Genomic DNA, 20,597 nt, shown 5'->3' on the forward strand with positions numbered 1-20,597 from the left:
CTGCTGCGTAAATTTTTAATGGAGCGGGAAACGAGATTTGAACTCGCGACTCCAACCTTGGCAAGGTTGTACTCTACCACTGAGTTATTCCCGCTCGTAATGCTTTTCAGCAATGCAGTCAGCTTTTTAAGGAACTTTCTTGTTATAATCAAGTCCTAAATTATCTGCTGCGTAAATTTTTAATGGAGCGGGAAACGAGATTTGAACTCGCGACTCCAACCTTGGCAAGGTTGTACTCTACCACTGAGTTATTCCCGCTCGTTGCGTAGGAACTTGTTCGTCCCAACGGGTGAGGTGTATACGCAGAGGTTGCACACTGGTCAAGCAAAAAAGAGTTTTTTTTATTTTTTTCTGTAAATTGTCATTAAAGCGTTACTAAAATAGATTAGCACTCTTATGTAGTGAGTATGCGGGGATGGTGGGGCAATATATAATAAAGGATGCATGCTAAGGTAGAGTAGAAGGAAAATGCATTTGTCCGGTGGTATATATGATTAACTCCGGTAATGCGTTTGAGGTATTCAATAATCATGGTAACCTTGCCTTCTGAAGCTACATTTATCAGGATACAACGCAATTTTTCCAAACATATTATAACTCATAACGAGAGCTTTGCTTTTTGAGATATTTTAGTTTATTGGGTTGTTCTTCTTTTATGGTAATGCGCATACGACCACACTCTTGGCGTTATTTGCAGTGTAGTTTTGACCGTTATGAGAATGGCGGTCTCGGTTTAGAGATGCCGAGGAGGACATACATGGAACAGAAAGATCTTGATTACTTCCGTAAGCTTCTTAATGATATGCTCGAAGAAGCTCAGCAAAAAGGTGACGCAACTCTGGATGATCTGACAGACAACAGCGAAATGTTTGCAGATCCTGCAGACCGTGCAACCGCGGAATCTGATCGCGCGTTTACATTGCGTATTCGTGACCGTGAACGCAAGCTTATTAAAAAGATTCGTTCTGCTATTGCTCGTCTTGACGAGGGGTCTTTTGGCATTTGTGATGAATGTGGTGAAGACATCGGTATTGCACGACTTAAAGCACGTCCTGTTACTAAACTTTGCATTAATTGCAAAAGCAAACAGGAAGAGGACGAGCGCCAGCGCGCTGACTAGCAAACAATGGAAGCACATTTTTTTCGGCGGTTGTGCGTGGAACTTGCTGTGCATCTTACTGGTGCACGTATAGAGAAGTTCTTTGAGCCAGCACCCGATACAACTACAATAGTAATACACCGCACCGGCCGGAAACAGAATCTTCTGCTTCAGGCCGGTCGCCGTTTTCCCCTTCTTTTTCTCAGCGACAAACGTCCTGTTAATCCCGATAATCCTTCTGCAAAATCCATGTGGCTACGCAAGTATGCTGCCGGTAAACGACTGGGAGCACCTGTTGTAGACTGGAGTAACCGTCGCCTCGCTTTTCCGTTAACAACTACCCCGACAACGTGGCTTGTTCTTGATTTGTGCAATGGCGTAAGCATTGCCAAAGAAAAGCCGGAGTGGGGCGGATATGAGCCGGAATGGTGTGAGCCGGAAGACTTGCCGCAAGTACTCGCCAGTAGTGATGTGTGGAGCAAGTATCCGCAACTTACGCCTCCGTTGCGTAAAACGCTGGCAGCGCTTCTTCACGATGACCCTATGGATGCACAAGCACTTTTTGTTGATCTTGAATATGGATACGGCGTTGTAGCGACGGCGGAAGAGGTTAACGAGCTTGGCGAAGTGTATTTATATACTAAAGATGGTAAGCCTACAGATGCCTATGTGTGGCCATTGCCAGAGAGCCTGCTTGGAAAGCGTGAAGAGCAGCGGGTGGCAACGGCTCTTGAGGCTGCAACAGCCATTGGTGAGATGCGGCTGTTTGCTGAGCTTGCACAATCCCAAGCTGCGGCTGCTGCAAAACCTGTTCTTGCCGCATTAAAACGTACAAAAAAGACTCTTGCCAGATTGAATCAGGAAAAAGATCGGCTAGAGCGCATGATAGCTGGGCAGCAACATGCCGTACTGTTGCAGGCAAATTTGTGGCAGCTTGATGCAGATTCTAAGCTGTCTTCAATTACGCTTTCTGTGCCGGAAGGAATTGAAGGCATGGCGGCAGGGAGCAGCTGTACGATTAGCCTTGATCCACGCAAAACTATTCGTGAAAATATGGCGTTTATGTTTAAGCAGGCAAGGCGTGGCAAGCGCGGTATGGATATGCTTGCTGAGCGACGTCATGTTTTAGAAATGCAATATGCACGTCTTAAGAGTGGAGAAGAAGATGCACCTAAGTCACAGGCGATTAAGCCGTTGACAGGTGGTGCACTGAAGCGTCAGCAAAAGCGTCAGGCTAAAGATAAATTTATTCAGCGTTACAGAAGTTCTGATGGTTTTCTTATGTTGCGTGGGCGTAATGCGCAGGGGAACCATGAAATTTTAAATCGTGTTTCTTCGTATGACCTATGGTTTCATGCAGAAGACGGCCCGAGTGCACACCTTGTGTTGCACCTTGATTACCCGGATCAGCAAATTCCTGAGCAGACATTGCAGGAAGCTGCTATTTTAGTGGGGGTTAAGAGTTGGCAGCGTGAGGACGAGCAGGCAAGAGTTATGTTTGCACGAGTCAAGAACGTACGAAAAATAAAAGGCGCTGCTGCTGGTAAGGTTCGTGCAGAAGCAGAAGGTTCCGTTCTCGTAAAGCTCAACCCAGAGTTGGAAGAAACACTGAAGTCAAGCATATAGGTGTGCCTGCCATTGTGCCGACACACCTACAGACATGGTATAGATCAATGGCTATCGCGATAGAGGTAGGGGAGCAGAGCAGGTGATATGCTTGCAAAATAGCCCTCTATCCGAAAAAAGCTCCTTTTAATTCGTCCAGCAAATCTTTTATAGAGTCCTTAAGTTCAATCAGTAACTTTTGGGCTTTTGCAGTGCTTTCCTTCAGCGTATCTATTTCGTCTTGTAAATCTTTTTTGCAAAGAGTGTAATCGGTGGTGGATTCTGCCCGCTCCATAATGCGCTCTTGCTGTTCGTTAAGCGTCTCGACCATTTCTTCAGAGCGCTCCTGAGCTGATTCTACAAAGTCATTGAACGATGTAATGTCGTTAGCATTTGCTCGTTTGTTGAGAGCTACGAGTGCTTCTGTTGTCGCAGCAATAGATTTGGCAAGCAAGCGCGCGGTGGTTGCCAGTGGCTTTGCGTAGTCAATGCATTGGTCATCAGCAAAGGCAGGTTGGCTAAAGCACAGCATACATGTGCATATGAAGGCAAAAAAAGCGGTGGCAAAACATTTCATGGTGAACTCCTGTACGTACTATCCCGTGAAAATAGTATTATGAAATAGTACAGCGTTGCTGCGTTGTCATTCTAGTATTGTTTTTGTGCTAATTATATAAAAACCCCTCTGAAGCGCTGCCTCAGAGGGGTTTTGTGTTCGATAGAAACAGGGCAGCTTACATTGCGTCGCCTGCATCAAGTTCGTCGATCTGTTGTTCAATTGCGTCTTGCAGCTCTTTAGGCAGACCTTCCATGTCCACGTTGAGGAAGCCTCGAACGATGGTGGAGGTCGCTTCGTCTTCATCAAGACCGCGAGCCATCAAGTATTCAATTTCTTCTTGTGCAATTTTACCTACAGCAGCTTCGTGCGAAAGTTCTACGCCGTCCTGATCGGAATCAAGTTCAGGGATTGCGTGGATGCGACCGCCGCCGAGGATAAGACCTTTACACTCAAGGTGACCACGGGCAGGAACAGACTCTGCACCAATGTAACCACGGTTGATAATAGTACCACCTGTGGTGAGTGTGCGTGCGATGATTTCTGCGCGAGTATTTGGAGCCTGCATTTCAATGCGGTTACCGCAGTCGATGTAGGAACCTTCCGGTGCAACGATTACAGAGTTGAATCGTGCTACGGAGTTTTCGCCTTTGAGGGTAAGTTTAGGGTACATCTGCAAGTCTTTTACAGGCTTGAGCAGAACGTAGTTGCTAAGGAATACCGCGTCTTCTTCGAGAACACCGGCAGAGCGTGGACGTACAGCTGTATCAACGCTCCAGTTGTGAATCATAGTAAAGGTGAGCTTGCCGCCTTTGTGAACGTAAAATTCGGAGATGCCGAGGTGAGCAGATTCTTTAGCGCCGTGTGCTGTTGCACAGCCGGAGATAATGTGAAGCTCTGCGCCTTCTTCAACAACAACGATGTTGTGCACGTTCTGGGAGATTCCAGCCTTGTCGATAAACAGACATGACTGAACAGGCTCAGTAATTTTTGTTCCTGCTTTAGCACGGATAAAGTAGCCGCCATGCAGGTTTTCAGCAGTTGCTTTGGTAAATTCGTCTTTATCTTTGTCAACAAGCTGCCAGTAGTAATCTGGAAGACCGTCAAATTTATCAAGCGCTTCTTTGATGTCCATAACTTCAAGACCTTCACGGTGGGTCTTGCAGTGAACACCGGAGTGGTTCAAGTGCATGAATGCACCGGAGTCACTTGGATTCTCAACATCTATGCCAGCAAATAACAGGCGTTCTTTATCTTCAGCAGAAAAGCCGGAGAAGTCTTCGATAGTAGTTTCGGTAGCACCATCAGTACGGTACTGGGAGAGATCAAGTTTTTTCATGTCTAGGAAGCCTCGTTAAAGCTGGAGAGATCAAGAATCTCGCCGGTTTCAGCAGAAAGACAACGCAGACATTCCTGATAACCGTGGTTGGAAATATGATCGAGAATGTCACGCGGGTTCGCTTCACAACACAGCTTACCGTTGTACATTACCTGACCGCGGTCTGCATTTACGTATTCGAGAATGTGACCTGTGTGGGTAATAATAAGACCGGAAGTGTTAGAACGCTGAATTGCCTTTTTCATGGTGCAGCCTTGAGCAAGACCGTCCAGCAGGTTGCGTGCAGTCTTGCCGATAAGAGCCATGTTCTCAAGGTCAACGCCGGATTCCGGTTCGTCAAATAAAATCAGATCAGGACGCTGTGCCATCAGCTGAAGCATTTCAGAGCGCTTTATTTCGCCGCCGGAGAATCCAGCGTTGATGTCGCGATCAAGGAAATTGCTGAAGTTAACTTTCTGAGCGAGTGCTTCAACGTCAACTTCGCGTCCTTGTCCGCACATGCGTACAAGGTGGCTTGTTTTGAGACCATGAATTGTAGGAGGGCGCTGGAAGGACATACCGATGCCGAGGCGGGCACGTTCATACATAGGAGCGTATGTGATGTCCTGACCCTTATAAATGATCTGACCTTCAGTCACTGTGTAGTTTCCGAAGCCCATCAGAGTCATGAGCAGCGTTGTTTTACCGGAGCCGTTCGGGCCAAACAAAATAAACGTTTCACCGTCTTCGATAACGAGGTCGATTCCTTTCAATACCTCTTTATCACCGATGTTAACGTGAAGGTTTTTAATTTCAAGCATGGGAGAACCGTCCTTACGGGATTCTTTTTCAGTCACGTCAAGTGTAACTGGACGTCCAGTTATGAGGCATCAATCGGCTCAAGTCAATCGTGTTTTCAATACTGAATGATCGCAAAAGGTTGGTGAGTGGTAGCTTATCACTTTTTAGGGGTACGAAAATCACTCGGTTTTGGGAGGATAAGTTGCGGGCGAACCGGAGGGGTTCCTTCCGGTACTGTGCAGTAATAGCATCGATCTTTTTTGCGGAAAAAAGGCAGCAGAATAAAACCGCAGGCAAAGCCTCCTGCGTGTGCCCACCATGCAACAGCAGAACTGCCATGTCCGCTTAATGTGGCTATGCCGAAGATAATCTGCATGGCAACCCAAAGCAGTAGAAAGAACACTGCGGGTAGGTTGAAGAAAAAAGGGATGATGACGACTGGAATGAGTGTAAGAACTTTTGCATGCGGATATAATAGAAAGTATGCCCCCATAACGCCTGCAATGGCTCCAGATGCCCCGACGACAGGGGTAGTACTGGACGGGTTGAACATAATATTAACCCCTATGGCGACAATGCCGCAGGTAATATAGAACAAAAGAAAGCGCAGTGGTCCCATAACGTCTTCAATATTGTCACCGAATATCCACAGAAACCACATATTGAAAATGAGATGCATCCATCCGCCGTGAATAAACAAGTGCGTGATGAAAACATATTCTGCATCAGGAGGAAAATGCATGCGCGCTGCCCACGCCGTGTTTGTAAAACGGGCAGGGACAACGCCGTACAGATAAAAAAACTCTGTCAGGCGCGGTTCAGATAATATTTGTTCAAATAAAAAAACAAAAGAACATGCTGTAATTATGGCATAAAGCATGTATGGCTTATGGACACGCGGGATAGAGTCATGGAGTGGAATCATGCCTAACGATAAACCAATCTTGTAATGCTGCCTAGTACAATCACCTTTTTGTAGAAAGAATCAAAAAGCATTAAAATTCACTGCGGCTCAGTAAAAAAGGTTGTAATAAAAAGCATCTAAGGAGTTGAGGAAAAAATATTATGCAGTTACAATGGATTAGTGCTTTGATATTCTAGTAAAATTATGTACAAGGTTCTGTAATGTAACAAAAAAGTGAAAAACGTACAGTCACGATAGAAAGTCCGTTTTTTTTATAACTTTTTATTTGTAGTTTCGATACCGCGCGAAACTGCGCAATAGATTACCTATTGTAGCGGTTATGTATTTGAAAAAAGATGCTTGTTTGTACCGGACAATTGTCGTGCAGTTATCATAAGTAATATGACGGGGGTAAGGACACAATGAAACGCTTTTTACTGTGTCTCATACTAGCGCTAAGCGCTTGCAGCTATTCATTGGATGCAAGGGCTGAATCGCTTGTCGTCGGGTTAATGAATGTAGATAGACCGCCATATTTTTGGAAAGATGACGCCGGAGGTTACCAAGGAATATTTATAGATATTTTGCACGAATTGAAAAAAGAAACCGGAATTCATTTTATTTACAAAGCGCTGCCAATGGCTCGTCTGCGGTTGTATATGGTTGTGGGCAAGGTAGATGTTGAAATGGGTATAGATCCCCAGTGGCGCACTGCTCGGAATGAAGCGGAATCTTCCATTTATTCTGAACCGTTTATGGAATCGAAAGAAGTATATGTAATTGGCGCTTCAAAGGGCAATTTTGATTACGCAAGGAATGTGCCTTCTGCAGGAAAATTTTGTGGTGTTCTTGGGTTCAATAAACCAAAGTTTGTTGGCGAAACGTATCGTCAGGCTCTTTTGTCTGAGGCGCAATTGCTTAAAATGATAAATAAAAATAGATGTGACTACACGGTGATGCCATACGACGCATTTCGTTATCTGAAAGAAGGGCAAATTTATAACCTCACGACCTCAAAGCCGATTGCAACATATAAATTGCGAATGCGATTGCATAAGCAAAAAGCGGAGTTGTTGCCAAGAGTTGATGCAGCACTAGCCAGAATGAAAAAAGATGGAAGGCTGGCAGCACTGTTACAGAAATATAATTAATTATTCCAATAGATAAAAAGAATTACAAGCTCTCAATTTTGAGACCTTATAGTAATGTGCATGGGAACAATTCGAGGTAGTGTTTTGGGGTCATTCGCTTCCTAGATTGTCCAGATTATGTACTGTAGTTGCAGTGAAAGCAGGACTCACGAGTGGGTGGAACGTTGAAAAAATTTCTACAGAATGTGTTTTGGTTGCTGATGGTATCCGTTCTTTTGGTAGCGGCGGTTCCTACGGCATATGCCAGCCCGGATGAAGCATATGCAAGATCAGGTCAGAATGGCTCTGAACTTGCGACAGAATTATCGCATTTGAGTGCGGTTTTTTTATATAATCTTGATAAAATCCAGCTTGAAGGGACACTTTCTGTAATTATTAAACGAACGCCCGCAATCAAAGCCTTACGTGTAGTAGACACTATTACCGGTGAATCTTTTTTTACGTATTATAGAGCGCGCAGACATCATGTTTTCAATGAAAAAATTCCTCTTATAGCAGAACAGTATCCTAAATATACTTCGTCAATTTTTTACGATGATACCATTATCGGGCGCCTTGAGTTGTTTTATGACGATCCAACGATGGTGCGGAAGGGTAAAAGAGATGTTTGGCTGACGAATAATGAGCAGCAATGGCTTGAAGAGCACCCCGTAGTCACAGTTGGAATTGAGCAGATTCCTCCATTCAACTACTTTACTCAAGGGGAACAGCCTAAAGGTATTATCGTAGATTTAATACAAAAAATTTCCGAACGCGTGCCTGTCCGCTTCGAATTTAGAGGGGGAGAATTCGCTGAAATTTTGCGGAAGTATGAGCATGGTGAAATCGATCTGCTTCCTAACCTTTATTACCATTCATCACGCGACTCTCTTGGTAACTTTTCCACTCCGTTTATGAGTGTCCGAGATTTTATGTTTGTTCGGCAAGATGATGAAAGAATAACAAAGATTAGTGACTTACGTGGGAAAAAGGTTGCAATAGTCAAAGGGTACTTAATGGAAAAGGTACTCGCGAAGCGATATCCAAGTATACAAGTCGTTACTACGCCTACTCTTGTGGACTCTATAGCGGCACTTTTGAATCATGAAGTAGATGCACTGATTGATGCTCATATGTCAGTGTTGTACGCCCAAAAAGAGAATAGCTTGACTGGATTAAAAGCTATTTCACAGAATGAATTTCCCTCACAGTCGCTACACTTTGTTACCAGAAAGCATGAACCTTACCTGCACTCGATTCTGCAAAAAGCGTTAAATTCAATTACTGAAGCAGAAAAAGATGAAATAACGAAACACTATATTCTAGCGCAAAGTGTAATATCGCACAGGCAAAAAGTAGAAAAGACACTGGAAAAGAATGTAGCGTTGCTTACTATTCTTTTTCTTTTCTTGTTACTTGTGCTGTTTCATATCGTCCGCATGCTCAATAAAAGTTTCAAAGAGGACGAAGGGCTGGCTTTCGGGTCAAATAAATTCGCTCAGCTGTTGTTGCTTGCTATCGGAATGTTTGTCCTTTTTTGTTCTGGAACGTCGTGGTTTATTTTAGATCAAAGTAAAAAAGATATTCTGCGTAAAGAAGAATATTCTTTAGACCTCAGCTTGGAGGCAACTGAAGCACGCTTGCTGCGTATGGTAGATGTACATTCGCGAATGTTGCAATATTTAGCTGGCAGGGCAGAGTTTTTTTCTATTGTTGAGGAGGTAATGAACTCCGTTTCTGATAAAAACTCTTTGAGACATCAGCAAGCCTTAGCAAGCCTGAAAGGCTACTGGAGTGAATACCGCGCGCTTTCTGGCGATCAGGGACGTGTTTTGTTGTCCACTACAGGTGATGTAATTATGGGTGCTGGAGTGTGTGAGGGAGGAAACCTTGCAGATAAGCACCCTAAGCTGTTTGAAAGTGCCTTGAAAGGGCAAACAGTGTTTGTGCCGCCTTGCTACTTTAGAGATCCGGTTACAGGGAACAGTAGCCGTGGAATGTATTTGCTGATTCCTGTTATGGACGAACAGCGTAAGCCTGTTGCGGTTATTGCTGCGTTGCTGGATGTAGATGAAAATTTTCATTTATCAATTAAAGAAGGTAGCGTTGAGCAGCACGGGGAAATGTTTGTTGTAAATGCACAAGGCAATATATTGTATGAACATCGTGCATCTAAAAGCGCAGTAGAAATCGACGACGCTAATACTCACTTAAATGCCTTTATCAATGTGAATGTACCGTTTGTAATTAATTCAATGTCTAGTGTTGAAGTGCAAGATGGAATGCGTCTTGTGAAGTATAGGAATTACAAAGGAGAACAGGTTTACGGACTTGCCCGCTGGATTGGGGGGATGGAAATAGGGCTGGTGACCGAAGTTAAGGTTAACGAAGTTCTGGAGCAGTATTTCCGCTTTAAAAATAGCGTTATCACCATGATGATACTGATGCTGTCGTTTACCATTCCTTCGATTCTTTTCACGTTGAGTATCGGCAGAAAGGCAAACCGGAGTCTATTGGAGGCAAAGGAAGAGCTTGAACACAAGGTGCTTGAGCGGACGCAGGATTTGAGGCAGCTGGAAAAACAGTGGCGTCTTATATTAACTTCAGTAGGGCAGGGGTTAGTGGGACTCAACACCGACGGTGAAGTTATTTTTGCCAATGATGCTGCTTCATCATTGTTAGGGTATTCGCATGATGAAATCACCGGAAAGAAAATATTCGAGATGGTGCTGGTTAATGCGGATTCTAAAAAAAGTTCAGGGCTTGTAACATCACCAATTTATCAAGCATTGTACACAGGGCACACAAGTACTCATCAGAATGAATTTTTTAAGGCAAAATCGGGACATGTATTCCCTGTAGAATACACTTGTCGCTCTATAATTAATGAAGAAGAAATCCAAGGTTGTGTAGTTGTTTTCACCGATATTACACTGCGCAAGCGAATGGAGCAGGAATTAGAGTCGGCACGAATTACAGCAGAAGAAGCCTCTAATGCCAAAAGTGAGTTTCTGGCAAACATGAGCCATGAAATTCGTACGCCTATGAACGCGATTCTCGGCATGTCGCACCTTGCGTTGCAATCTGATTTAAATGGAAGGCAGCGGAATTTTATAGAAAAAGTACACCGCGCAGCATATTCTTTGTTGGGAATTATCAACGATATTCTAGACTTTTCCAAAATTGAAGCTGGCAAAATGCAGATCGAAGGTGTGCCGTTTTATCTGGATGACGTCATGCAGGATGTTGCAGGCGTGGTGGGATTAAATGCCGAAGAAAAAGGGCTTGAGCTGCTTTTCAAAATTAACCCCGCTGTTCCTCTGAAGATGATTGGTGACCCGTTACGACTGACACAGATATTAATCAACCTTGGTAATAATGCTGTGAAGTTTACGGAAGAAGGTGAGATTGTCGTTAGCATTGATGTGGTAAAAGTTGATGGTGCTGACTTGGAACTCCTTTTTTCCGTGAAAGACACTGGCATAGGAATGACGCAAGAGCAGATTTACAAGCTGTTCAAGTCGTTTTCACAAGGTGACACTTCAACAACCCGTCGATACGGTGGAACGGGCTTAGGGCTTGTTATATCCCGCAGGTTGGCACAACTCATGGGGGGAGAAATCTGGGTTGACAGTAATTACAGAGAAGGTGCGACTTTTTCCTTTAATGTTTTGCTTACCTTAGATGAAGATAGTGCTGTGCAGGAGCCTGTACTGCTTTCTAACGGCTCACGAGTTCTTGTAGTGGATGACAGTAAAACCTCTCGGGAAATTTTAAGCTCTATGCTTACGGAGGCAGGGTTCGTAGTAGATGCTGTCGCCTGCGGTAAAGAAGCTGTTAAGCTTGTCCGCGAGTCTGTTAAAGCAGAGCAATATGAAACTATTTTCCTAGACTGGCGGATGCCGGATATGGACGGTGTGACAACGGCAACGCTGATTAAAGAAGAGTACAACGGCGGTATATGTCCTGACCTTGTGATGGTGACTGCGTTTGGTCGTGAAGTTGCGGCGGATGCTGCTGAGCAAGGTATTATTAACGCGTGTGTCACAAAACCGTTGACGAAAAATTCTCTGCTACAAACTCTTTCTTCAATAAAAGGTGTACCTAATGTTGTTGACGAACACAGTACAGGGCGTCGAAATGCTATCGATGCCGCGTTACGGAAGTTAGCAGGAGCAAAAATTCTGCTGGTTGAAGATAATGAGGTTAATCAGGAGCTTGCTGTTGAATTGCTTGAAACCAACGGTATGAGTGTTTCGGTTGCGGCAAACGGGCAGGAAGCCATTGATATTTTGAATGATAATACATTTGACGGTGTTTTGATGGATTGTCAGATGCCTGTGATGGACGGGTATAAAGCGACACAAACCTTACGTGAAGATGCTAGATTTGCAGAATTGCCAATACTGGCAATGACTGCAAACGCTATGGTTTCTGATAGAGAAAAGGCTCTTGCGGTAGGAATGAACGACCACATTGCTAAGCCGCTCGAACTTGTAGATATGTTTAGCAAAATGGCGCGATGGATTACTCCTGAAAATTCAACGGCTGCTCCTGTACGCGGTGAGTATGCAGATGAAGAATTACCAGAAATTCATGGTGTTGATTTTGAAAAAGGGTTGAGTGTTTGTCAGCAGAATAAGGCATTGCTTCGCCGGTTACTGATTCGTTTTGCAGAAACACAGGCAGATTTTAGCGTAGAAATTAATGAGTCTTTGCAAAATGGAGATATTGAAGCCGTAAGCAGACAAGCTCATACCTTGAAGGGCGTTGCCGCCAATATCGGTGCGACAAAAATTCAGGAGCTGGCAGCAGAGCTGGAGTCTGGCATTCAGGAAGAGCAGGCACTTGCAATGCAGCGCCATTTGATAAACGCGCTGGGAAGTGTGTTGGCTGTAACAGTCACAGATATTCGGAATAAACTTGTACTGGCTCCGGTTGTGTCTGAAATTCCATTATCGAATGAAGTGTTAAAAGAAGAACTGTTGCAACTACGAGCTTTGCTTGCAGATGATGATACTGATGCTGTTGATATGATTGAGGAGATTCAACGTCATATGGAAGGAGCGCCTGATCTGCAAGAAGTGGTTCGCAGTATGGCAGAGATGGTTCGGGATTATGATTTTGAGAGTGCTCTTACTCTATTGGAACAGCTCGAAATAGATGTTAATGAGCTTTCCGCATAGTAAAAAAACGTTGTTTGTGTAAAAAAAATGGAGAAAATGGACAAATTTCCCTTGAAAAGGGAATAAAATTATATATCAATCAGTTTTACAACATAAAAGCGTGCCGCTTTTGGTTTGGTATGAACGTAGATAGGCATAGGGGCTGTTCTGTGAACCAAGAGAAATTAACAGTTCTGGTAGTGGATGATGTACCGGAAAATATAGAAATTCTGCGTGCAATTTTGCATTCGCAGTATAAAGTAAAAGCTGCCCGGACAGGCGAAAAAGCGCTCAAAATCGCCCGCAGCACTCCTCCACCGGATATGATACTACTTGATGTAGTCATGCCGCTTATGGATGGATACGAAGTCTGCAAACGGTTGAAGTCTGATCCTGCAACAGCAGAAATTCCAATAATTTTTATTACAGCAAAAAATTCTGCGGATAATGAGACCTTAGGGCTGGAGCTTGGTGCTGTTGATTACATTACCAAGCCCGTAGTACCTGCTATTGTCAAAGCTCGTGTCAGCACGCAGTTAGCATTGCGCGATCAGCAACATCATTTGGAAGAGCTTGTTTTGCAACGGACAATGGAGTTGCAGAACACTCGCTTGGAACTTATTCAATGTTTGGGACAGGCTGCTGAATATAAAGATAATGAAACTGGCTTGCATGTTATCCGCATGAGTCACTATTCCCGCATCATTGCTCAGCAGCTTGATGCAGACAGTGAATGGGTTCAGCTTGTATTTCAGGCGTCACCCATGCATGACGTAGGAAAAATTGGTATTCCAGATTCAATTTTGAGTAAGCCGGGTAAGCTTACCAGTGAAGAATGGGATATTATGCGTATGCACCCTGAGTATGGTGCCCAAATTATCGGCAATCATCCTTCGCGGTTGCTTTCTATGGCGCGGGAGATTGCGCTGACGCACCATGAAAAATGGGATGGTTCCGGCTATCCATTTAACCTTTCTGGCGAAGACATTCCTCTTTCCGGCAGAGTTGTCGCAGTTGCAGATGTTTTTGATGCGCTTACATCCGAACGTCCGTACAAAAAGGCGTGGGCTGTTGAAGATGCAGTGGCGTTTATTCAAGAAAATGCAGGCAAGCACTTTGATCCAAAACTTGTTGATATTTTTATCAAAGAGCTGCCAGCCATACTTGAAATTAAAAACAAATATGCAGAATCTGCGGTGACCGGCACTAAGAATTTTTCACACATGCTGGGCGTAGGTACATAATAATTTTGTATACGCTATATTGAGATTTAGTGATTGTTTATCAATTATGCATAAAAAAGGATGGAACGTTGAGTTCCATCCTTTTTTCGTTGTGTCATTGTAAGATTACACTTGATGTTGCGTAGAAGAAAGATGTTGTGCGGATTGTTAATTATGCAGCAAAAGTTTTTGAATTAAAATGCAGTGCGTTATGATTCTAACTCAAGCAAGTCCGACTCTTTGCCGATAGCTACAAGCGTGTCACCTTCTTCTAACACTCTGTCAGCAGCAGGGACAAACTCGTAATCTTTGTCTCCCTTTTTTTTGATGGCAACAACCATGACGCCAAACGTTGTCAATCCTAAGTCAATAAGGCTTTTGCCAGCCCAATTATCTACTTCTAATTCCTGCAATAAAATGTTCCCACCTAGGGGAAGCAAATCCAGCATGCCGGGGTTTGCTATACGGTGAGCAAATTGGCTTGCTGCGTCACGTTCTGGTTGGATTACCGTCTCAACACCAAGCCTGCGGAGTACTATTGCGTGTTCATGGCTGATTGCTTTTACAGCAAGGTTTTTGATTCCCATTTCTTGAAGATTAAGCACGATGAGAATAGACGTTTCCATCGACTTGCCTACACTGACCACGACTTTATCTAGGTCCATAAAGCGAAGTTGCTTGAGTACGTTGTCGTCCGTTGCGTCTGCCTGATATGTTTGTGAAAGGAATTCTTCAGCTTTTTTTGTAGCGTTGGAGGAGCTGTCCACGCCAATAACAGTGTGTCCGAGGTCGGATAAAAATTCGGCGAGTGCGCTGCCAAATTTGCCAAGTCCAATAATTCCGACTTCTTTTTTCGTCATGTTCTATGCTCCTAACCGATAGGAAGGTCTGTTTCCGGTACCTTGTACCGGAGGTTTGAATGAAACTGTTGGAGTGTTGTCAGCAGCCAAATGGGACCGATTCGTCCAATAAACATAAGAATAATCAGCACACATTTTCCTGCGGTAGTTAATTTTGCTGTCAATCCCATGCTGAGTCCTACGGTTCCGAATGCTGAAACAACTTCAAAAAATATTTCTAAAAATTGTCCACGCAACTCACCGTGCGAAAGGTTGCCGCCCTCTGTCAGATTGAGTGCAACTGTAGCAAGGCAGATAATGATAGTAGCGATAAAAATGAGGGATACTACTTTATTAATCGTTTTTGCATCCAAGGCTTTGTTGTCGATGACAACTTGTTCGCGCCCGCGAACTTGAGCGAGCATAAATGCCCCGAGAGCACGAAAGGTTGTCACTTTAATCCCACCAGCGCATGAACCGGGTGCACCTCCTATGACCATTAAAAAAATCATAAATAGCAAATAGAGGTTCGTCATTTCCGACATGTCTACAGTGCTGAATCCGGCTGTGCGTGCGGATACTGACTGGAAAAGTGATGTAAGCAGTGAGGTGCTTAACGGCTCTTCTGGGAGGTAGGATATGCGTGAAACAAACAATGCCAGTGCTCCGCCAAAAATAAGAACAGCCGAGGTAGATAAAATTACTTTTGTGATGAATGTAAGGCGGCGAGTTCTGCCTTGCCTGAGCCATAAATGGATTTCATCCAATACAGCGAACCCTAAACCGCCCAGAATAATGAGCAGCATGATGGTGAAATTGACCCCCGTGTTGGTTGCCATGCTTAGTAAGCTATCAGGGAATAATGAGAATCCGGCATTGCAGAATGCAGAAACTGCATGGAAAATAGCTGAAAAGACCGTGAATCTGCCATCTGCAAAAAAGTAGAGAAGAATAGCTCCTACGATCTCGATAGTGCAGGTCATAGCGACAAGTCGGAGTAAAAAGCGTCCGAGATCAAAAGAGGTATTATGGAGAAGCGCCTGTCCTACTGCAAGCCTGTCTGTCAGGGTTACTCGTCTTCTGAGTAAGTAAAGGGCTAGGCTTGAGTAGGTCATGATGCCAAGTCCGCCAAGCTGAATAAGGACAAGAAGTGCTGTTTGTCCTTCGCTTGTCAATGCTGATGCAGGATCAACCACTGATAAGCCTGTTACGCATACCGCAGAGGTTGCCGTAAACAACGCATCTACCCAGCTTACTGTTGACACTGAAAATTTATGCAGCAATGCAGCGCCAGCGATGATTGCAGTAATGAACGCTGCGACAGGAAGAATAAAGGGAAGTAGTGTCTTTTTCGTCATGCTGGTGCAATACGCCTACATGGTGTGGTGTGCAAGAGGCAGAAAATACCCCTTGCACAATTTGTTACAATACGTGGAGTTATTCACTCCACAGTGTCGTGATAGCCTCTACAGTTTGTTGTAATTTTTTGGCACGTACACGCATTACTGCTTCAATAAATTTATCGACAGATTTATTGAGGGCTTCAAGCGTACCATTGTTTTCAAGAATAATATGGCATGCATTCATCTTGTTTTCTTCTGACCATTGCCATGATTCCATAGTTGCAATGAGATCATCGCTCCAGCCGCGAATGTTTTGTAATCTGCCTTGCCGTGCTTCGGAATCACAGCGCACACCAGCTATAATATCTACCTCGCGATCCCAGTGAGATTCATGCAACAGAGGAATTTCAGCGACTGCAAACGGGTCCGCTGCATGTTTTTTCCAAAAGAGCATAAGGTCATGGCGAAGTAGTGGATGAATAAGCTGCTCAACTTCATTCCGACTGGATTGTTTTTCTTGCATCTTGGCGAGTAAGGCTCTTCGATTAACGGGCGCATCGTCTGGAGATACATCAGTGCCAAACCGACCACGTAATACATACCAGCCATCTGCACCATTTTCGTAGAGTTTGTGGACAACAGCGTCGGCGCTCCATGTTGCAATACCTTTTTCAGCAAGGGCAGATAGCACTACAGATTTTCCGCAGCCGGGCATTCCGGTAAGTGCAACCCGCTGTACAGAAAGAGTCAGTCGTTCAATTAGTGCTGTAAAATCCTCTGGTGGCTGGCAAGTGAAAGACATAGTCGCATTGGTGGTAGGGTGCTCAAAATTAAGCTTCCAAGCGTGGAGCATCTGGCGTGAAGCAAATGGTGCCAGAGGCGAATCGTCTTTCACTCCGCCGCCATACAGCGTATCACCCCAGAGAGGATATCCAATATGGCTCATATGTACTCTGATTTGATGAGTGCGCCCTGTAAAGATTTTGATAGCGACTAAAGAGAATTTACCTTTAGGGTCAGAGTAGAGTGTGCGGTATTCCGAATGCGCTTCTTTAGCGTTGGGTACAACAGCCATGCGGATTTTCATTTTAGGATCGCGTCCGATGGGTTCAGAAATTTCACCGGAAGCTGGGGGAGTGCCATGCACCAGCGCAAGGTATTCTTTGGAAATAGTGCGTGCTGCAAATTTTTCTGACAAGGCAAGTCGGGTCTTTTCATTCAGTGCAACAATAAGCAGTCCGGATGTGTCCTTGTCGATGCGGTGCACAATACCGGGGCGGAAGCCTTCCATCTGTGTGATTTCTGGAATGCTATGAGCAAGGCGGTGTACAAGGGTTCCTTCAGGACAGCTTGGGCAAGGGTGTACAGTTAGCCCTGCTTCTTTGTTGATGACGATGAGGTCATCATCGCGATGAAGGATATCGATATTCCCCTCTTCTGGAATAATTGTGTTGTGGACAACAGGCATACTTACGGTAAGTTTCATGCCGGAAAAAATTTTTGTGTTCGGTTTTTTGCAAATTTTACCATCAATGGTCACTAAACCGTCTTTGATGAGCTTTTTTACTTTTTCTCTGCTAACTGCTTCATTTTTAAGGGCATCACCAAGGTTTTTGTCGAGTCTGCTGCCGTCGGCGTGTGTCGGGACAAGGAGTTCGAATTTAGAAAAATCGCTGTATTCTTCGGGTGTTGTCATAATATTTCTAGCTTATTGTTTTTGTTTCTTGACCATTGGCGATTAGTTAGAGTATATGTCATTCGTTTAGGCGCGGTCTTGGCAATAAGACCGCTTTTTTCAAGCAATCGCTCAAGGAGGCCGATGTGGCTGTTTACGTGGTTGACCATCCGCTGGTCAAACATAAACTCGGACGAATTCGTGAAGCAGATATCTCTGTTGCAGAATTCCGTGCACTTTCCAATGAAATTTGTCGTCTTCTTACCTACGAAGCAACCAAAAGTCTCGAAACTGAGAAATGCACCATCGAAGGATGGGCTGGTTCTGTAGAAGTAGACCAGATTAAAGGAAAGAAAGCTACCGTAGTTCCTATCCTTCGTGCCGGAATCGGCATGCTGGACGGAATTATGGATATGATCCCTGGCGTTAAAGTTAGCGTTGTGGGTATGTTCCGTAATGAAGAAACTCTTGAGCCTGAAGAATACTACGTTAAGCTCGCAAAGAACATTGAAGAGCGTACCGCGATTATTCTGGATCCAATGCTTGCAACCGGTGGTACTCTTATCGCGACCATCGATTTGTTGAAAAAAGCTGGATGCAAAAAAATCATCGGTCTGTTCCTCGTTGCAGCACCAGAAGGTGTTGAGCGTGTTGTTGAAGCGCATCCTGACGTAGATATTTACACTGCATCTGTGGATGAAAGACTCAATGAGCATGGATATATTTTACCAGGTCTTGGCGACGCTGGTGATAAGATTTTCGGAACCAAATAGCGTTTCGATCCGTTTTTGAACGGGAAGAGCATTTGACCCCCCTGTTTCAGTCCTTTTTTTTAAAGGCTGTGAACTCGGGGGAAGGGTGCTCTTTTTTTGGGCGGTCAGAATAGGTGTTAGCGCGGATATAGTCTTTTATATCAATGTGTTGCGCTTTTGTGTTGAATTATGAGTCATAAAGACTCAACGTAGGAGGGAATGGTGTCAAACGTAAATACAGAATACTCTTTTAGGCTTAAAGATTGTCTTCTTGGTGCACAGATGTTGTTTGTTGCATTTGGTGCACTTGTGTTGGTGCCGCTGCTCACAGGGCTTAATCCTAACGTGGCATTTTTTACTGCCGGTGCGGGTACCTTGCTGTTCCAGCTTGTTACCAAACGTTCTGTACCAATCTTTCTTGCATCTTCTTTTGCGTTCATTGCGCCGATTATTTACGGGGTACAGACTTGGGGCATTCCAGCAACCATGTGCGGTCTTGCTGCTTCCGGTTTTCTGTACATGGGGCTTTCTGTTCTGATTAAAGTGCAGGGTCCTCAGATTCTTGAGCGTGTGCTTCCTACAATCGTAACTGGTCCGGTTGTAATGGTTATCGGTCTTATGCTTGCACCTGTTGCAGTGCACAGCGCTCTTGGTAAAACTGGCGATGGCGCAGTACAGCTTATTCCAGAAGCTACAGCACTTATTATTTCAATGGCATCACTTGGGACAACCATTCTGGTGTCACTGTGCGGCAAAGGTATCTTACGCCTTATTCCAATTCTGTGCGGTATCAGTGTAGGCTACACCTTAAGCCTTTGTTACGGCATTGTAGATTTTACTCCGGTTATGAATGCACCTTGGTTTGCTGTTCCTGATTTTGTTGCACCAGAGTGGAACTGGGAAGCCGTGGTATACATTGTTCCAGTGGCTATTGCTCCTGCCATTGAACATGTGGGCGATGTTCTCGCTATCGGTGCTGTTACTGGTAAAAACTACATCAAAGAGCCGGGCATTCACCGCACTATGCTTGGTGACGGTATTGCAACAACCTTTGCTTCCATGCTCGGTGGACCTCCAAACACAACATACTCTGAAGTTACTGGTGCAGTTGCTCTGACAAAGTCTTTCAACCCGGGAATCATGACATGGGCTGCTCTTGTTGCCATGTGTCTGGCTTTTGTGGGTAAACTCGGTGCGCTGCTTGCAACTATTCCACTTCCTGTAATGGGTGGTATTCTTGTGCTGCTCTTCGGTACAATTGTTGTTGTAGGTATGAACTCTTTGGTTCGCGCAGGTCAGGATCTTATGGAACCACGCAACCTTGCAATCATCGCAGTTATCTTGGTGTTCGGGGTTGGCGGTATGACCTTCAATGCTGGTGCATTCAGCCTTAAAGGTATCGGTCTTGCCGGTATCATCGGTATTATTCTGAACCTCATTCTGCCAAAAAGTCGCGCATAGCCTTAAGTTACCGTCCAAGTAAGGCAAACGCCCCTGTTGCAGGATATGCAGCAGGGGCGTTTTTTTATTCAAATTTATGGAGAATAATTGTTTGCAGATACTTTGCCAGTAGTGCTGTCACGTGGGGAATAAGCAGTAGTGTACCAAGTAGGCTGAAGGTAATTCCTGGTAGCAGGAAAAGGACTGCGGTAACCGTGACTATTGCAGAGCGATATGCAGTTGCGGGGGGCAGCAGACCAATCTGCATATTGGCAAGGCTAGCTGTAATCCATTCTGAGCCGTTATATTTAAGGATAATAAGACCGATGCAATTTGTGAAAAGAGTAAGGCATAAAAGGATGAGGCGTGGTGACGACGGAGCAATAAGCGTATGTTCAAGGGGGTTGATTATAGAAAAAAAGAAGAACAATGCGAGATAATTATACAGTTTTATTGGATACAATACATGTATAGCTTTGAGGACAGCTGTACATGTTTCAAGGCGTTTTACCTGTCGTAATTGTGCCTCGTTTATTTCATTTTTATTCAGCAGAAAATGTAGTTCTGCCTCGGTAAGGATGGGCTTCATAATAGTATGGTGGTTACGGAAAAAAGAAGGGAATACAACGAATACAACGGCGTCACTATGCCACAATAAGGCGTAAGTTGGTGTGAAAAGATGTTATAGCGACTAACGCAACTATATTAGTTTGTTGGCAAGGTGTTTTATAGATTTTTGCATAAAAA

Annotated in this window: 15 protein-coding genes and 2 tRNA genes; 7 read left to right on the plus strand and 10 right to left on the minus strand. The window is 44.4% G+C overall.

Going from position 1 to position 20,597, the window contains the following annotated elements:
- Positions 1–19 precede the first annotated feature (19 nt).
- Positions 20–94, minus strand: a tRNA-Gly gene (locus N4A56_RS02690).
- A gap of 89 nt (positions 95–183) precedes the next feature.
- Positions 184–258, minus strand: a tRNA-Gly gene (locus N4A56_RS02695).
- Positions 259–757: 499 nt separating this feature from the next.
- Between N4A56_RS02695 and dksA the strand changes: the two genes are divergently transcribed.
- Together dksA and N4A56_RS02705 are read left to right on the plus strand one after the other, a co-directional pair.
- The gene (gene dksA / locus N4A56_RS02700; protein WP_293668413.1) at positions 758–1,120 is read left to right on the plus strand and encodes an RNA polymerase-binding protein DksA; all 363 of its coding nucleotides are present in this window, start codon (positions 758–760) and stop codon (positions 1,118–1,120) included.
- A gap of 6 nt (positions 1,121–1,126) precedes the next feature.
- The gene (locus tag N4A56_RS02705; RefSeq protein ID WP_295544909.1) at positions 1,127–2,725 is read left to right on the plus strand and encodes an NFACT RNA binding domain-containing protein; all 1,599 of its coding nucleotides are present in this window, start codon (positions 1,127–1,129) and stop codon (positions 2,723–2,725) included.
- Between the two features lie 106 nt (positions 2,726–2,831).
- Here the strand turns inward: N4A56_RS02705 and N4A56_RS02710 are convergent, their stop codons facing one another.
- The 4 genes from N4A56_RS02710 to N4A56_RS02725 all read right to left on the minus strand — a co-directional run bounded on the left by N4A56_RS02710 (position 2,832) and on the right by N4A56_RS02725 (position 6,304).
- Entirely contained in the window at positions 2,832–3,281 is a 450-nt protein-coding gene (locus N4A56_RS02710) for a hypothetical protein (protein ID WP_295544911.1), read from the minus strand.
- A 157-nt stretch (positions 3,282–3,438) separates the two neighbouring features.
- Entirely contained in the window at positions 3,439–4,599 is a 1,161-nt protein-coding gene (locus tag N4A56_RS02715; protein ID WP_293668418.1) for a SufD family Fe-S cluster assembly protein, read from the minus strand.
- Positions 4,600–4,601: 2 nt separating this feature from the next.
- On the minus strand, positions 4,602–5,399 hold the full coding sequence (locus N4A56_RS02720) for an ABC transporter ATP-binding protein (protein WP_293668420.1): 798 nt from the start codon (positions 5,397–5,399) through the stop codon (positions 4,602–4,604).
- A gap of 137 nt (positions 5,400–5,536) precedes the next feature.
- Entirely contained in the window at positions 5,537–6,304 is a 768-nt protein-coding gene (locus N4A56_RS02725; RefSeq protein WP_293668421.1) for a rhomboid family intramembrane serine protease, read from the minus strand.
- Positions 6,305–6,705: 401 nt separating this feature from the next.
- On the opposite strand from N4A56_RS02725, the gene N4A56_RS02730 reads away from it, so the two are divergent.
- From N4A56_RS02730 to N4A56_RS02740, 3 genes are all read left to right on the plus strand, one after another.
- The gene (locus N4A56_RS02730) at positions 6,706–7,434 is read left to right on the plus strand and encodes a transporter substrate-binding domain-containing protein (RefSeq protein ID WP_295544913.1); all 729 of its coding nucleotides are present in this window, start codon (positions 6,706–6,708) and stop codon (positions 7,432–7,434) included.
- A gap of 164 nt (positions 7,435–7,598) precedes the next feature.
- Positions 7,599–12,599, plus strand: coding sequence for a response regulator (locus tag N4A56_RS02735; protein WP_295544914.1), 5,001 nt, complete (start codon positions 7,599–7,601; stop codon positions 12,597–12,599).
- Between the two features lie 149 nt (positions 12,600–12,748).
- Positions 12,749–13,822, plus strand: a complete 1,074-nt coding sequence (locus N4A56_RS02740; protein ID WP_293668426.1) for a two-component system response regulator — start codon at positions 12,749–12,751, stop codon at positions 13,820–13,822.
- A gap of 188 nt (positions 13,823–14,010) precedes the next feature.
- On the opposite strand, the gene N4A56_RS02745 is transcribed toward N4A56_RS02740, so the two are convergent.
- The 3 genes from N4A56_RS02745 to coaE form a co-directional block, all read right to left on the minus strand.
- Entirely contained in the window at positions 14,011–14,661 is a 651-nt protein-coding gene (locus N4A56_RS02745; RefSeq protein WP_293668428.1) for a TrkA family potassium uptake protein, read from the minus strand.
- An 11-nt stretch (positions 14,662–14,672) separates the two neighbouring features.
- The gene (locus tag N4A56_RS02750; protein WP_295544915.1) at positions 14,673–15,998 is read right to left on the minus strand and encodes a potassium transporter TrkG; all 1,326 of its coding nucleotides are present in this window, start codon (positions 15,996–15,998) and stop codon (positions 14,673–14,675) included.
- Positions 15,999–16,077: 79 nt separating this feature from the next.
- Positions 16,078–17,679 carry a dephospho-CoA kinase gene (gene coaE / locus N4A56_RS02755; RefSeq protein ID WP_295544917.1) on the minus strand — a complete coding sequence of 534 codons (1,602 nt, stop codon included), beginning with the start codon at positions 17,677–17,679 and terminating at the stop codon, positions 16,078–16,080.
- 125 nt (positions 17,680–17,804) lie between these two features.
- On the opposite strand from coaE, the gene upp reads away from it, so the two are divergent.
- A complete protein-coding gene (gene upp, locus N4A56_RS02760; protein ID WP_293668433.1) occupies positions 17,805–18,431 on the plus strand; it encodes a uracil phosphoribosyltransferase in 627 nt (208 codons plus the stop codon).
- A gap of 198 nt (positions 18,432–18,629) precedes the next feature.
- Complete coding sequence (locus N4A56_RS02765; RefSeq protein WP_295544919.1) at positions 18,630–19,871, plus strand: uracil-xanthine permease family protein; 1,242 nt, start codon at positions 18,630–18,632, stop codon at positions 19,869–19,871.
- A gap of 64 nt (positions 19,872–19,935) precedes the next feature.
- Here the strand turns inward: N4A56_RS02765 and N4A56_RS02770 are convergent, their stop codons facing one another.
- A complete protein-coding gene (locus N4A56_RS02770) occupies positions 19,936–20,439 on the minus strand; it encodes an FxsA family protein (protein ID WP_295544922.1) in 504 nt (167 codons plus the stop codon).
- Positions 20,440–20,597: the final 158 nt, after the last annotated feature.

It is taken from the genome of Halodesulfovibrio sp., from assembly GCF_025210605.1.
Classification (GTDB): domain Bacteria; phylum Desulfobacterota; class Desulfovibrionia; order Desulfovibrionales; family Desulfovibrionaceae; genus Halodesulfovibrio.